Raw genomic sequence first — 13,192 nt, forward strand, 5'->3', positions numbered from 1 at the left:
CGGTACAGATGTCGGTCCGGTAACGGACGGGGCCGCCCCTCTTATACACCCTTGACACCCCTATAGGTCTAGGCCAAGCTGCGGGAACTGGTCTAAACCATTAAAGGCCAATCCCAGTCCCACGGGCACTACTTCGCACGTATGTCCTCGCGGTGGGCGGGAGGTTTCTGCATCCCGAGGAGGGTGACGTGAGGCGCAAGCTCATAGCGGCCATCGGTGTGGCGGCGATGATGGGAGTCGCGGCGTGCGGTTCCGGCGGCGAGGACACGCTGAGTACCGACGGTGACCAGAAGCTCACCGTGTGGGTAATGGACGGCTCCGCTCCCGAGGAGTGGGTCACCGAGCTCAACAAGGAGTTCGAGGCGGCCCACGAGGGCGTGACCGTGGACGTCCAGGAACAGCAGTGGAACGGCATCCAGGAGAGGATCACCACCTCGCTGTCCGAGGACGCGCCGCCGGACATCCTGGAACTCGGCAACACCCAGACCGCCGGTTACGCGGTCACCGGCGGCCTGGCCGACCTCACCGGCCTGAAGGACGAGCTGGGCTATGACAGCTGGAACGAGGGCATGCTGCCCTCGGCCGAGCTGGACGGCAAGCTCTACGCCGCCCCGTGGTACGCGGCCAACCGCGCCGTGATCTACGACAAGAGCATCTTCGAGGACGCCGGGGTCGAGGTGCCCCAGACCCGCGAGGAGTGGGTCGAGGGGCTGCGGAAGATCGACGAGAAGACCGACGCCCAGCCCATCTACCTGCCGGGCCAGAGCTGGTACGTCTACGCCGGTTTCCTGTGGGACGAGGGCGGGAAGCTCGCGGTGGAGGACGGCGACCAGTGGAAGGGCACGCTGGCCACCCCGGAGGGCGAGGCGGCCATGAACTTCTACGAGGAGCTGCAGTCCTTCTCCACCGCGCCCAAGGACACCGACGAGGCCACCCCGCAGCAGTCCACCGACATCGTGCCCAAGGGTGACGTCGCCTCCTGGATCGGGCTCGGCTGGGAAGCGGGCGGCGCCATCGCCGCGATCGAGGAGGCCGGCGGCGAGGCCGACTTCGGCTACTTCCCGATCCCCGGCAAGACCGCCGACCAGCCCGGCCACGTCTTCTTCGGCGGCTCCAACCTCGCCGTCTCCGAGCGGTCCCAGAACAAGGAGCTGGCGCAGGAGTGGCTGAAGCTGGCCACCTCCGAGAAGTGGATGAAGAAGTACGCCGAGGCCACCGGCGGCGCGCTGCTGCCCAACTCGGAGGCCGCGCAGGTCACCCCGGAACCCGGCTCGTTCGCCGAGGCCATGGTCAAGGCAGCCGACGTCGGCCGCATCACCCCCGTCACCCCGGGCTGGGCCAACGTCGAGACCGACCCGAACCCGATCAAGCAGTACCTGACCAACGCGCTGAACGGAACGGACCCGCAGAAAGCCGGTGACCAGGCCGACGAGGTCATCACCGAGCGCATCAACCAGGGCTGAGCCCCCGGGCGTGCCCGCCCCGGCCCGCGTCACCAGGGCCGGGGCGGGCCCCGCCACCCCCGCCGGTACGGCACCGGCCCGTGGCCGTGCCGTACGGCTCGGCGAAGGCTCGACGAAGGTCCGAGGAAGAAGACCATGACCGTGCAGACCACCGAGGGCGCGACCCCGGTCCCCAAGGAGCCGCCGCCCAGCGGCCCGGACTTCCGCCCCCCGGCGCCGGCCGCCCCCCACGGCAGACGGTCCCTGCCCACCGGCTGGCTGCCGTACCTGCTGATCGCCCCCGCCGTGTTCGCGCTGGCGGTGTTCCTGGGCTATCCGCTGGTCCGCAACGTGCTGGTCTCCTTCCAGCAGCTCGGCCGGACCGAGATGATCTCCCGGGCCACCGTGTGGACCGGCTTCGACAACTACCTCGAACTCCTCCGCGACGACGCCTTCTGGGCCGTCGTCGTGCGCACCTTCGTCTTCATGGCGGTCAACGTCGCACTGATCATGGTGTGCGGCACCCTCATCGGGCTGCTGCTGAACCGGCTCGGCAAGAAGATGCGGCTGGTGCTCTCGCTGTCCCTGGTGATGGCCTGGGCCATGCCGATCGTCGCCTCCGCGACCGTCTTCCGCTGGCTGTTCGACACCCAGTTCGGCGTCATGAACTGGGTGATGCGCAGCCTCGGCTTCGCCGGGTACGAGCAGCACAACTGGTTCGAGACCGGCTTCTCGACGCTGGCCATCGTCACGCTGCTCGTCGTCTGGGCGTCCATCCCGTTCGTCGCGCTGAACATGTACGCCGGTCTGACGATGATCAGCGGAGAGCTGTACGAGGCCGCGCGCATGGACGGCGCCTCGAACTGGCGGATCTTCCGCTCGGTGGTCTTCCCGCTGCTCAAGCCGTTCTTCCTGATCACCACGTTCCTGGAGATCATCTGGGTCTTCAAGGCGTTCGCGCAGATCTACGCCCTCAACCAGGGCGGCCCGAACCGCGCATCCGAGACGCTGCCGGTCTTCGCCTACGTCGAGGGCATGAGCCAGATGCAGTTCGGCATCGCGGCCGCCGCGTCCGTGCTGACGATCCTCGCCTTGCTGATCGCGATGTCGTTCTACTTCCGCCTGATCCTCAAGCAGGAGGACGAGCAGTGAGCAACACCACCCTGGCCGGACCGGCCGGCGCGCCGAACGCCGTCGCACCCCGCCCCCCGCGCGCCCCCGACCGTGCCGCGAGCCGGGCCAGACGCCGCCGCACGCTCGGGCGGATCTGGCCGAACGTCCTCGCCCTCGCGCTCGTCGCGTTCTTCGTCTTCCCCGTCTACTGGATGTTCTCCACGTCCTTCAAACCGGCGGCCGAGGTCCTGACCAAGACGCCCACCTTCCTCTTCACGCCCACCTTCGAGCACTACGGCACAGCCACCGAGGTCGAGCTGTTCTGGACGTTCGTGCGCAACAGCGTGACCGCCACCGTGGGCGCGGTGCTCATCGCGCTCGCGGTGGCCCTCGCGGCGAGCTTCGCCATCGTCCGGATGAAGTTCAAGGGCCGCAAGGGGCTCGTGCTCGCGGTGATGATGGCCCAGCTCGCGCCCTGGGAAGTCATGGTCATCGTGATGTACCTGATCGCCCGGGACGCGCAGGTGCTCAACAGCATCGGCTTTTTGACCCTCATCTACTTCGTCATGGTCCTGCCCTTCACCATCTGGACACTGCGAGGCTTCATCGCCGCCGTGCCCAAGGAACTGGAGGAGGCGGCCATGATCGACGGCTGCACCCGCACCCAGGCGTTCTTCCGGGTGATCTTCCCGCTGCTCGCGCCGGGCCTGATGTCCACCTCGCTGTTCGGGTTCATCACCGCGTGGAACGAGTTCGCCATGGTGCTGGTCCTCAACAAGGAGCCCGAGGCGTACACGCTCCCGCTGTGGCTGACCCAGTTCCAGTCCGCCTTCGGCAACGACTGGGGCGCCACCATGGCCGCCTCCTCGCTCTTCGCGATCCCCGTCCTGCTGCTGTTCCTCTTCCTCCAGCGTCGTGCCGTCGGCGGCCTCAGCGCCGGCGCGGTGAAGGGATGACGTAACCGATGACCACGCTCGCGCACGAGTCCGGCACGCTGGTGCGGGACGCCCTGGCCGTGCTCCAGCCCGGCTTCACCGGCACCGCCGCCCCCGCGTGGCTGCTGCGCCAGCTCGACCAGGGGCTGACGTCCGTCGGCCTGTTCGGGCGCAACATCGCCTCCGCTGACCAGCTCGCCGCGCTCACCGCAGAACTGCGCGTGGTACGGCCCGGCGTGCTGGTCGCCGTCGATGAGGAGGGCGGCGACGTCACCCGGCTGGAGGCGCGCACCGGCTCCTCCTTCCCCGGCAACCTGGCGCTCGGCACCATCGACGACCCCACGCTCACCCGCGCCGTCGCCCGCGAGCTGGGCCGGCGGCTGGCCGCGTGCGGCGTCAACCTCAACTGGGCGCCGTCCGCCGACGTCAACTCCAACCCGGCCAACCCCGTGATCGGGGTGCGCTCCTTCGGCCCCGAACCCGAGCGCGTCGCCCGGCACACCGCCGCCTACGTCGAGGGCCTTCAGGCCGCCGGGGTGGCCGCCTGCACCAAGCACTTCCCCGGGCACGGCGACACCTGCGTTGACTCCCACCACGCGCTGCCGCGCATCGACGTCGATCTCGACACCCTCGCCGCGCGCGAACTCGTCCCGTTCCGCGCGGCGGTCGCGGCCGGGAGCAAGGTCGTCATGAGCGCGCACATCCTGCTGCCCGCGCTCGACGCGAAGCTGCCTGCCACGCTCAGCCCCGCCGCCCTCACCGGCCTGCTGCGGGCACCCGTCGCCGCGGGCGGGCTCGGCTTCGACGGGCTGATCGTCACCGACGCCGTGGAGATGAAGGCCATCGCGCAGACCCACGGCATCGAGCGCGGCGCGGTGCTGGGCATCGCGGCCGGGGCGGACGCCGTGTGCGTCGGCGGCGGCCTCGCGGACGAGGACACCGTGCTGCGGCTGCGCGACGCGCTGGTACGGGCGGTGCGCGACGGCGAGCTGTCCGCCGAGCGGCTGGGCGACGCCGCCGAGCGGGTCCGCGCGCTGGCCCGCTGGACGGCTGAGCAGGCCGACGCGGTGCGCGGCGCCCCGGGAGACGAGGGCGTCGGCCTGGCCGCCGCCCGCCGCGCCCTGCGCGTCACCCCGGCCGACGGGTCCTACCAGCCGCCTGCCACGCCGCCGTACGTGGCCGCCCTCACCCCGGTGGCGAACATCGCCGTCGGCGACGAGACACCCTGGGGCGTGGGCGCCGAACTGGCCCGCCTGCTGCCCGGCACCACCACCGGCTCCTTTGGCCGCACCGACGCCGAGACGGACGGCGCCGCCGCCCTGAGCGCGCGGGTGCTCGCCGAGGCGGGGGACCGTAGGATCGTCGCCGTGGTCCGCGACGTGCACCGGCACCCGTGGATGGCCGCCGCGCTGGACGCCCTGCTCGCCGCCCGCCCGGACACCGTGGTGGTGGAGATGGGGCTGCCGCAGGCGCCGCCCGCCGGGTCGCCGCACATCGCGACCCACGGTGCCGCACGCGTCTGCGGCCGAGCCGCGGCCGAAGTCATCGCCGGCCGGCGTACCGACGGCTGAGCGCAGCCCTAGCACACCCGTATCCTGGAGGCCCCCAGCATGACCGCCCCGACCGGTCAGATCATGTCCGGCGAGATGGCTGAACAGCCCGCCGTCTGGCGCCGCATCCTCGCCGAGGGTGCGCCGCGCATCCGTGAGGTCGCCGAGCAGATCGCCGCGCGGCAGCCGCGCTTCGTCCTGCTCACCGCGCGCGGCACCTCCGACAACGCGGCGCTGTACGCCAAGTACCTGATCGAGGTGCTGCTGGGCAAGCCGTGTGGCCTGACGTCGATGTCCACGACGACGGCCTACCACGCGCGGCAGGACCTGACCGACTGCCTGGTCATCACCGTCAGCCAGTCCGGCGGCTCCCCGGACCTGGTCGCCTCCACCCAGGCGGCGCGCGAGGCCGGTGCCCTCACCCTCGCCGTCACCAACAACGCCGACTCGCCGCTCGCGGAGGTCAGCGAATACCACATCGACGTGCTGGCCGGGCCGGAGAAGGCGCTGCCCGCGACGAAGACCTACACCGCGGAGCTGCTCGCGCTGTACCTGTTCGTCGACGGACTGCGCGGCGGCAACGGCGCCGACGAGGCGAAGGCGCTGCCGGAGCTGGCCGAGCAGATCCTCGCCCGGTCCGGTGAGGTGCGCGCGCTGGCGGGCCGCTACCGGTTCGCCGAGCGCATGGTGCTGACCTCGCGCGGCTACGGCTATCCGACGGCCAAGGAAGCCGCGCTCAAGCTCATGGAGACGAGTTACATTCCAGCGCTGTCCTACTCGGGCGCGGACCTGCTGCACGGGCCGCTGGCCATGGTGGACAACGTCTCGCCGGTCATCGCCATCGTCACCGCGGGCAAGGGCGGCGAGGCGCTACAGCCGGTGCTGGACCGGCTGCGCGACCGGGGCGCGGACCTGGTCGTCATCGGCCCGCGCGCGCAGGTCGAGGCGGCGTCGGCCGGGTTCGTGCTGCCCGTCGACGGGCTCGCGGAGGAACTGCAGCCGATCCTGGAGATCATCCCGCTGCAGCTGCTGGCCTACGAGGTGACGATCGCCCGTGGCCAGAACCCCGACGCGCCCCGGGCGCTGGCCAAGGTGACCGAGACCCGCTAGTGCCGTGTCCGTCATGGAGGTACGCCGGCTTCCGTCCTCCCCGCACAGGAGGGCGGAATGCGAGATCCCGGGCGCTTGCCGCCTCGGCGGCGCCGGGGTCTCCGCCTCGCTCCGGGCTGCGGTGCCGGGTGGGCTGAGGGTCCCGCCCAGGCGCCGCGGCCCGTAGTGTGTCCCGTGCGTCCGGGCCCTGACCAGGCCGGTGAGCCCGCGCCCGCCCCGGGATACGCTCACGGCGTGCCCTCCATGAACGACCTCGTACGCCAGCACACCGCCCTCGGCGAGGCAGACCTCGACTGGCTGCACCTGCTGGTCTCCGAATGGCAGCTGCTGTCGGACCTCTCCTTCGCCGACCTGGTGCTGTGGGTGCCCACGCGGGACGGCACGCGGTACGTCTCCGTCGCCCAGATGCGCCCGAACACCGGCCCGACGTCCTACCAGGACGACATGGTGGGCCACCTCGTGCCGCGCGGGCGCCGCCCGCTGCTGGACTCCGCGCTGGACGAGGGCCGCATCGTCCGCGAGGGCGACCCGGAGTGGCGCGAGGAGGTGCCGGTGCGCGTCGAGTCGATTCCGGTGTGGCGGGAGGGCCGGGTCCTGGGCGTCATCGCGCGCAACACCAACCTGCTGACCGTCCGCACGCCGAGCCGGCTGGAGCTGACGTACCTCCAGAGCGCGTCGGACCTGGCGCAGATGATCGCCGCGGGCGCGTTCCCCTTCCCCGGGCAGCAGGGCGACATGGACGTCTCCCCGCGCGTCGGCGACGGGCTGATCCGGCTGGACGCCGAGGGACATGTGCAGTACGCCAGCCCCAACGCCCTGTCCGCCTACCACCGCCTGGGCCTGGCCGCTGACCTGGTCGGCCTGCACCTGGGGCAGACGACGGCCGACCTGGCGCCGGCCCGCGGCGCGGTGGACGAGTCGCTGGTGAAACTGGCCAGCGGGTGGGCGCCGCGCGAGGCGGAGATCGAGGGCGACGCGTGTGTGGTGCAACTGCGCGCCATCCCGCTCAAGCCCAAAGGTACGCGCATCGGCTCGCTCGTCCTGCTGCGTGACGTCACCGAAGTGCGCCGCCGGGAGCGGGAACTGATCACCAAGGACGCCACCATCCGGGAGATCCACCACCGGGTGAAGAACAACTTGCAGACGGTCGCGGCGCTGCTGCGGCTCCAGGCCCGGCGCATCGGCGCGAGCGGTGACAACCGGGCGCGCGAGGCGCTGGAGGAGGCGGTGCGCCGGGTCGGCTCGATCGCGATCGTGCACGAGACGCTCTCCCAGAACCTGGACGAGCGGGTGGACTTCGACGAGATCGCCGATCGGGTGCTGGCGATGGTCGCCGAGATCGCGCCCGGCAAGGTGACCGGCCGCCGCACCGGCCGCTTCGGCATCCTGCCCGCCGAGGTGGCCACTCCGCTGTCGATGGTGCTGACCGAGGTGCTGCAAAACGCGCTGGAGCACGGGTACGGGCCGGGGGAGCACGGTGCGCTGGAAGTCGGCGCGGTGCGCGGACCGGATGGGGGCGAGCCACGCCTGCTGGTCACCGTCCAGGACGACGGGCGCGGGCTGCCCGAGGGCTTCGACGTGCGCACCTCCGGCAACCTGGGATTGCAGATCGTGCGCACGCTGGTGGAAGGCGAGTTGGGGGGCACGTTCGACATGGTGCCGGCGGGGGAGCGGGGCACCCGGGTGCTGTTCGACCTGCCGGTACCGGGGGAGAAGCGGTAACCCGTTCCCGGCGCGGGCAGGCTCGCCTGGCCAGTGGGTCCCGGTGCGCGGGGGGCGGACGGGTGGAGCCAGGGGCGCGCGGGCGCGCGCCGGGTGGCACGGGGGCGCCCGCACCGGGGCACGGTGTGGGTCCGGAATGCGTCGAGCCCCGCGCCGGTCCGGAGGAACTCCGGTCGGTACGGGGCTCGTGCGACGTGCTGCGTGCTAGCGGCGGTGGGTAACCGGCACTGCGTGCTGCGGCTCGGGGCAGCGGGCGGCCCGGGCGTGCGTCAGGCGGTGGCCTTACGCGCGCGGTTGCGGGCTGCGCGGCGCTTCATCGCGCGACGCTCGTCCTCGCTGAGGCCGCCCCAGACACCGGAGTCCTGGCCGGACTCCAGGGCCCACTGCAGGCACTGCTCCTGAACGGGGCAGCGACGGCAGACGGCCTTGGCTTCCTCGATCTGCAGCAGCGCAGGACCGGTGTTGCCGATGGGGAAGAAGAGCTCGGGGTCTTCCTCGCGGCAAACGGCGTTGTGACGCCAGTCCATGGCTGCTCCATCTCCTACGCGGTGTACGTGGCTTGTGAATGTGAACGCTTTCACGAATCCTCCGGCAACGGAAGGGCCGACCAGCGGATGTGATGCGGGTCCCATATGTTGAGGGAGGGGATTCGGGCGGTTCCGGGAGCCCGCTGTGCAGCGGCTGTCCCGATCGCCAGGAAGAGACTCGCAAACCTCAGCGGTGGATACAACCCCTTCCGGCAATCTTTTTTTGATTCCTTGGTGTCGCTTGGCTCACAGCCGTACTTCTAGTGGGTGGATGCTGGTCTAAACGTTCGAGTGGAAGGACTTTCGACCCTTCTACTTACACAATCACACGCAGTGCACGGCGAACGCCTGTGAAGCTGACGCTGTTGCGCAGCCCCAGGTGGTCACCGTCCATCTGAAACGGCAGCGGCACCTGCGAATGCAAGGTGAAGGCCACCACATCGTGCAGTGACACGACATGCTTGCCGCGTGGTCCGCGCTCCGGCGAGGACGTCAGCAGCTGGGTGCCGTAGCGGGTCACCGCTCCCGGCGAGAGCCGGGCGAGCCCCAGCACGTCGAGTGCCGTGTCGAACGACGCGGCCGGCGCCGCGTACACCGGTTTGTTGCCCAGAAACGTCCACGGTGAGGTGTTGCAGACTATGGACGCCACCAGCTCTTCGACTGGTTCCCCGCCCGGCTGTTCCAAAACGATGGTTCCGCGCCTGCGGTGTGGATCACCCAGCAACTGCCGGAGTACCTGGCGCATGTAGAGGGCGTGCGTGGAGCGTTTGCCGCGCTCGCGCTGCTGCTCCACACGCCCCACCACGCCCGCGTCGAAGCCGAAACCGGCACAGAAGGTGAACCAGCGGCCCGGGACCTCGGCGTCCTCGGTGTCCGGGGTGCCGCCCGCGAAACCGAGACCGACGGTGCGGCTGTTCCCGGACTCCAGCGCGTTCAGCAAGGCGCCCGTCGCCTCCACGGCGTCATTCGGCAGGCCGAGCGCGCGGGCGAAGACGTTGGTGGAGCCGCCGGGCACGACGGCGAGACTCGGCAGGCCCTCCGGGTCCGGCCCATGGTGCAGCAGGCCGTTGGCCACCTCGTTGACTGTGCCGTCGCCGCCGAGCGCGATCACGAGTTCCACCTGGCCGTCTTCGGCGGCCTGCCGGGCGAGGTCCCGGGCGTGACCCCGGTGCGTGGTGCTGACGACGTCGAGCTTGAGATCGCTGGCCAGGGCGTGGGTCAGCACATCGCGGGTGCGCGCGCTGGTGCTGGTCGCCTTCGGGTTCACCACGAGGAGTGCGCGCATGCTGTGCAGGTTACCGACTCCCGGTAACGACCCCGCCCCCGAGCCGGGGGCAGCACCCCGGGGGAGAGCAGGAGGCACCGTTAGGCTGGCGGGGTGAGTGAAGTACGGGAGAGTGGGGAACGGCCGACGCGGGTGGGTGTGGCCGCCGGGCTGGTCGCGGCCGAAGGCGTCACCGTGGCGGGATTCGGCGTCAGCATGCTCGTGCTGACGGTCACCGGCTCACCGGACGGCCTCACGCAGGCGCTGACCGGGGCCGTCACCGTGCTCGTGCTCGCCCTGCTGCCGCTGATCACCGCGCGCGGGCTGTGGCGGCTGCGCCGCTGGAGCCGGGGGCCCGCGATCTTCACGCAACTGCTGGCGCTGCCCGTCGGCTGGCAGATGGCGTCCGGCACCGGCGCCTGGGTGCCGGGCGGGCTGGCCGTCGCTGCGGTCGCCATCGCGGTGCTGGTGTGCCTGTTCCACGCCAAGGCCGCCGCCGCGCTCGGGGTAGCGACGGGCCGCCGGGCCGCCTGACGGTCGCGGCGCGCGCTCAGTCCTCCACGAGCAGCTTGTCCCGGAGCTGGGCCAGCGTGCGGGCCAGCAGGCGGGAAACGTGCATCTGCGAGATCCCGACCTCCTGCGCGATCTGGGACTGGGTCATGTTGCCGAAGAAGCGCAGCAGCAGGATCTTCTTCTCCCGTGGCGGCAGCTGCTCCAGCAGCGGCTTGAGCGACTCCCGGTACTCCACGCCCTCCAGCGCGTCGTCCTCGGCGCCGAGGGTGTCGGCGACGGCGGGGGACTCGTCGTCGGTGTCGGGCACGTCCAGCGACAGTGTGCTGTAGGCGTTGGCGGACTCCAGGCCCTCCAGCACGTCTTCCTCGGAGATCGACAGCCGCTGCGCCAGCTCGTGCACGGTCGGTGCGCGGCCGTGTTGCTGGGACAGCTCCGCCGTCGCCGTGGACAGCGAAAGACGCAGCTCCTGGAGCCGGCGCGGGACGCGCACGGCCCAGCCCTTGTCCCGGAAGTGCCGCTTGATCTCGCCGACGACCGTGGGCGTGGCGTAGGTGGAGAACTCCACGCCGCGGTCGGGGTCGAACCGGTCCACCGACTTGATCAGCCCGATGGTGGCCACTTGCGTGAGGTCGTCCAGCGGCTCGCCGCGGTTGCGGAACCGGCGGGCCAGGTGCTCGACGAGCGGCAGGTGCATGCGCACCAGCGTGTCGCGCAGCCGCGCCCGCTCGGGTGCGTCGTCGGGCAGGTCGCGCAGGCGCACGAACAGCTCGCGCGCCCCGGCCCGCTCCTGCGCCTGGGCGGGTGGTCTGGCCGCCGGGCCGTGCCCGTTAGCGCGTTCTGCCGCCGCGTGCCCCTCTGCCACAGGGCCGTCCGCCGCGTGCCCTTCCGTCCCAGCGCCGTCCGCCGCGTGCCCGGCCGTCACCGGACCGGCCGCCACCGGACCGGCCGCCCCGGGCTCCACCGGGGCGTGCTCACGGGTTTGCCCGGGTTCTCCGGGCTGACCGCGCCCGGGTTCCGCGCCCGCCACCCCCGCCGTGGCCCCGCGCCGCGGCTGCTCCGCGGGCTGGCCGGGGTCGGCCGGGTGTGGCCGGGCCTGCTGTTCGGGGATCGCCGTATCCGCCGCCATGTCATGACGGCCGACCGGCGCGTTTGACTCCAGGTCGTTCATACCGGCCCCCTCATCCCGGGCCGGCCCGTGGGGATCGGTCACGATGCCCCGGGACCGGCGCCGCGCTTCTTGTGCAGGCTGATGCTGACCGTGCGATCCTCGGCGACTGCCGAGTCCACTTCGCCGGCCAGCGCGGAGAGCACCGTCCAGGCGAAGGTGTCGCGCTCGGGGGCGCGACCGTCCGTCGTGGGGGCCGCGACCGTCACTCTCAGTGAGTCTCCGACCAGGCTGAAGACGCAGCTGAGGACGGACCCCGGAACCGCTTGCTGGAGGAGGATCGCGCACGCCTCATCCACGGCGATGCGCAGGTCCTCGATCTCGTCGAGGGTGAAATCCAGCCGGGCCGCGAGCCCGGCGGTGGCCGTCCGCAGCACGGACAGGTAGGCACCCGCCGCGGGCAGCCGGACCTCGACGAAGTCCTGCTCCGCACCTACGATCTGGGACACCCTCACCTCCATGGTGATGCACACTGGTTGGGCTGCCACGCCCGCTGCCGGGTGCCCCCGGGGGCCGGGGACGCCTGACGGGCGCGAGCTGATGGTTCCGCCTGCGACGCTATCGCGATCCGTGGCATGCTGTCCCCAGGATGCCTGCGCGCCGCCCCACACCACTGACGTAACCCATCGTAAACACATGGGTACTGTCTGTGGCTAGGGGGGAGGCGGTATCAATTCCGGGAAAATTACGCTGCGTTGCTGTCAGGGTAGCGCTCGGCGTGGCTGGCGGCGTGGCGGTCGGCCAGGACGCCAGCCGTGTGGGCCCGCGCCAGGGTGCGCAGCGGGTCGCCGGTCAGCCGGAACACGGTCCATTCGTCCAGAGGCTCGGCGCCCGGCGAGCGGTAGAAGCCGATCGACGGCTCGTGCACGTCGGCGGGGGTGGCGGCTCGGATCATGGGGCAAAGGTTAACCGGACGGCGCCCGGCACCGGACCACGCGATCACACAGTGGACGCGGGTGCTACCCGGTGATCACGGCGGCGACGGTGGTACCGGGGGCGAAGGCTCCCTCACGGGCCAGCATGGTGAGGCCGAACAGCAGCTTGGCCACGTACACCCGGTCCACCGCCAGGGCGTGCCGCTGCTCGAAGTCCGCCGCGAAACGCTCCAGCTCCGGCGGGACGCGGGCGTACCCGCCGCCGTGAAAGCGCTCCTCCAGCCACCAGGAGCCGCGCGGCCCGCCGAACGCCTCCTGGTGCAGCCGGGTCACCTCGGCGCCGAGGAAGCCGCCTGCCAGCACGGGAAAGCCGATCACCGGCGGCCCGCCCGCCGCGAGGCCCGCCAGCGTTCCGCCGGTGCCCACGGCCACGGCGGCGACGTCCGCCCGCCCGGCCAGTTCCCGGCCCAGCCCCGCACAGCCGTACACGGCGCGGGCGTTGCTGCCGCCCTCGGGGAGGACGTAGCAGTCGCCGAACCGCTCGCGCAGGCCGGCCAGGTACCGCGGCTCCGCCCGGCGCCGGTACGCGGCCCGGGTGACGAAGTGCAGCCGCATGCCGTCGGCGCGGCAGCGGGCCAGGGAGGCGTTGAGCGGGCGGTCGGCCAGCTCATGGCCCCGGACGACGCCGATGGTGGCCAGGCCCAGCAGGCGTCCGGCCGCGGCGGTGGCGCGCAGGTGGTTGGAGTAGGCCCCGCCGAACGTCAGCAGGGTGGCGTGCCCGGCGTCCCGGGCCGCCAGCAGGTTCGGCACGAGCTTGCGCCACTTGTTGCCGGGCAGCGCGGAGTGCAGCAGGTCGTCCCGCTTGAGCAGCAGCCGCAGCCCGTGCGCGGTGAACCGCTCGTCGGCGCACTCGGTCAGTGGTGAGGGCAGCCGGGCGGTGAGCGCGGGCGGGAGCGGAGAGGTCACGCCGTCATTG

At 71.7% G+C, this 13,192-nt stretch carries 13 protein-coding genes; 7 read left to right on the plus strand and 6 right to left on the minus strand.

The features are described 5' to 3' along the window. Positions 1-188 precede the first annotated feature (188 nt). From JJV70_RS13085 to JJV70_RS13110, 6 genes are all read left to right on the plus strand, one after another. Positions 189-1,463 carry an extracellular solute-binding protein gene (locus JJV70_RS13085; RefSeq protein WP_219048045.1) on the plus strand — a complete coding sequence of 425 codons (1,275 nt, stop codon included), beginning with the start codon at positions 189-191 and terminating at the stop codon, positions 1,461-1,463. A gap of 135 nt (positions 1,464-1,598) precedes the next feature. Further along, entirely contained in the window at positions 1,599-2,594 is a 996-nt protein-coding gene (locus JJV70_RS13090) for a carbohydrate ABC transporter permease (RefSeq protein WP_219048046.1), read from the plus strand. Between the two features lie 113 nt (positions 2,595-2,707). Continuing rightward, entirely contained in the window at positions 2,708-3,511 is an 804-nt protein-coding gene (locus JJV70_RS13095; RefSeq protein ID WP_308294809.1) for a carbohydrate ABC transporter permease, read from the plus strand. An 8-nt stretch (positions 3,512-3,519) separates the two neighbouring features. Next, positions 3,520-5,061, plus strand: coding sequence for a glycoside hydrolase family 3 protein (locus tag JJV70_RS13100; protein ID WP_219048047.1), 1,542 nt, complete (start codon positions 3,520-3,522; stop codon positions 5,059-5,061). 39 nt (positions 5,062-5,100) lie between these two features. Then, entirely contained in the window at positions 5,101-6,150 is a 1,050-nt protein-coding gene (locus JJV70_RS13105) for an SIS domain-containing protein (RefSeq protein ID WP_219048048.1), read from the plus strand. A gap of 243 nt (positions 6,151-6,393) precedes the next feature. Then, a complete protein-coding gene (locus tag JJV70_RS13110) occupies positions 6,394-7,872 on the plus strand; it encodes a PAS domain-containing sensor histidine kinase (RefSeq protein ID WP_219048084.1) in 1,479 nt (492 codons plus the stop codon). A 269-nt stretch (positions 7,873-8,141) separates the two neighbouring features. On the opposite strand, the gene JJV70_RS13115 is transcribed toward JJV70_RS13110, so the two are convergent. Beyond that, entirely contained in the window at positions 8,142-8,399 is a 258-nt protein-coding gene (locus JJV70_RS13115; RefSeq protein ID WP_191211014.1) for a WhiB family transcriptional regulator, read from the minus strand. Between the two features lie 316 nt (positions 8,400-8,715). Then, positions 8,716-9,684, minus strand: a complete 969-nt coding sequence (locus JJV70_RS13120; RefSeq protein ID WP_219048049.1) for a diacylglycerol kinase family protein — start codon at positions 9,682-9,684, stop codon at positions 8,716-8,718. Between the two features lie 93 nt (positions 9,685-9,777). On the opposite strand from JJV70_RS13120, the gene JJV70_RS13125 reads away from it, so the two are divergent. Beyond that, positions 9,778-10,197 carry a hypothetical protein gene (locus JJV70_RS13125; RefSeq protein WP_219048050.1) on the plus strand — a complete coding sequence of 140 codons (420 nt, stop codon included), beginning with the start codon at positions 9,778-9,780 and terminating at the stop codon, positions 10,195-10,197. Between the two features lie 16 nt (positions 10,198-10,213). On the opposite strand, the gene JJV70_RS13130 is transcribed toward JJV70_RS13125, so the two are convergent. The 4 genes from JJV70_RS13130 to JJV70_RS13145 all read right to left on the minus strand — a co-directional run bounded on the left by JJV70_RS13130 (position 10,214) and on the right by JJV70_RS13145 (position 13,182). After that, entirely contained in the window at positions 10,214-11,344 is a 1,131-nt protein-coding gene (locus JJV70_RS13130; RefSeq protein WP_374227291.1) for a SigB/SigF/SigG family RNA polymerase sigma factor, read from the minus strand. A 38-nt stretch (positions 11,345-11,382) separates the two neighbouring features. Beyond that, positions 11,383-11,802 carry an anti-sigma regulatory factor gene (locus JJV70_RS13135; RefSeq protein ID WP_257573896.1) on the minus strand — a complete coding sequence of 140 codons (420 nt, stop codon included), beginning with the start codon at positions 11,800-11,802 and terminating at the stop codon, positions 11,383-11,385. Positions 11,803-12,026: 224 nt separating this feature from the next. Further along, the gene (locus JJV70_RS23265; RefSeq protein WP_306823455.1) at positions 12,027-12,236 is read right to left on the minus strand and encodes a hypothetical protein; all 210 of its coding nucleotides are present in this window, start codon (positions 12,234-12,236) and stop codon (positions 12,027-12,029) included. Positions 12,237-12,300: 64 nt separating this feature from the next. Next, entirely contained in the window at positions 12,301-13,182 is an 882-nt protein-coding gene (locus JJV70_RS13145; RefSeq protein WP_219048052.1) for a 1-aminocyclopropane-1-carboxylate deaminase/D-cysteine desulfhydrase, read from the minus strand. Between the last annotated feature and the right edge of the window lie 10 nt (positions 13,183-13,192).

Source organism: Streptomyces sp. JJ66, assembly GCF_019303495.1.
GTDB lineage: Bacteria > Actinomycetota > Actinomycetes > Streptomycetales > Streptomycetaceae > Streptomyces.

Coding starts and splice junctions, on each gene's coding strand:
- JJV70_RS13120 (WP_219048049.1), bottom strand. CDS start 9,684: ATGCGCGCACTCCTCGTGGTGAACCCGAAGGCGACCAGCACCAGCGCG.
- JJV70_RS13090 (WP_219048046.1), top strand. CDS start 1,599: ATGACCGTGCAGACCACCGAGGGCGCGACCCCGGTCCCCAAGGAGCCG.
- JJV70_RS13105 (WP_219048048.1), top strand. CDS start 5,101: ATGACCGCCCCGACCGGTCAGATCATGTCCGGCGAGATGGCTGAACAG.
- JJV70_RS13115 (WP_191211014.1), bottom strand. CDS start 8,399: ATGGACTGGCGTCACAACGCCGTTTGCCGCGAGGAAGACCCCGAGCTC.
- JJV70_RS13130 (WP_374227291.1), bottom strand. CDS start 11,344: ATGAACGACCTGGAGTCAAACGCGCCGGTCGGCCGTCATGACATGGCG.
- JJV70_RS13110 (WP_219048084.1), top strand. CDS start 6,394: ATGAACGACCTCGTACGCCAGCACACCGCCCTCGGCGAGGCAGACCTC.
- JJV70_RS13135 (WP_257573896.1), bottom strand. CDS start 11,802: ATGGAGGTGAGGGTGTCCCAGATCGTAGGTGCGGAGCAGGACTTCGTC.
- JJV70_RS23265 (WP_306823455.1), bottom strand. CDS start 12,236: ATGATCCGAGCCGCCACCCCCGCCGACGTGCACGAGCCGTCGATCGGC.
- JJV70_RS13100 (WP_219048047.1), top strand. CDS start 3,520: ATGACCACGCTCGCGCACGAGTCCGGCACGCTGGTGCGGGACGCCCTG.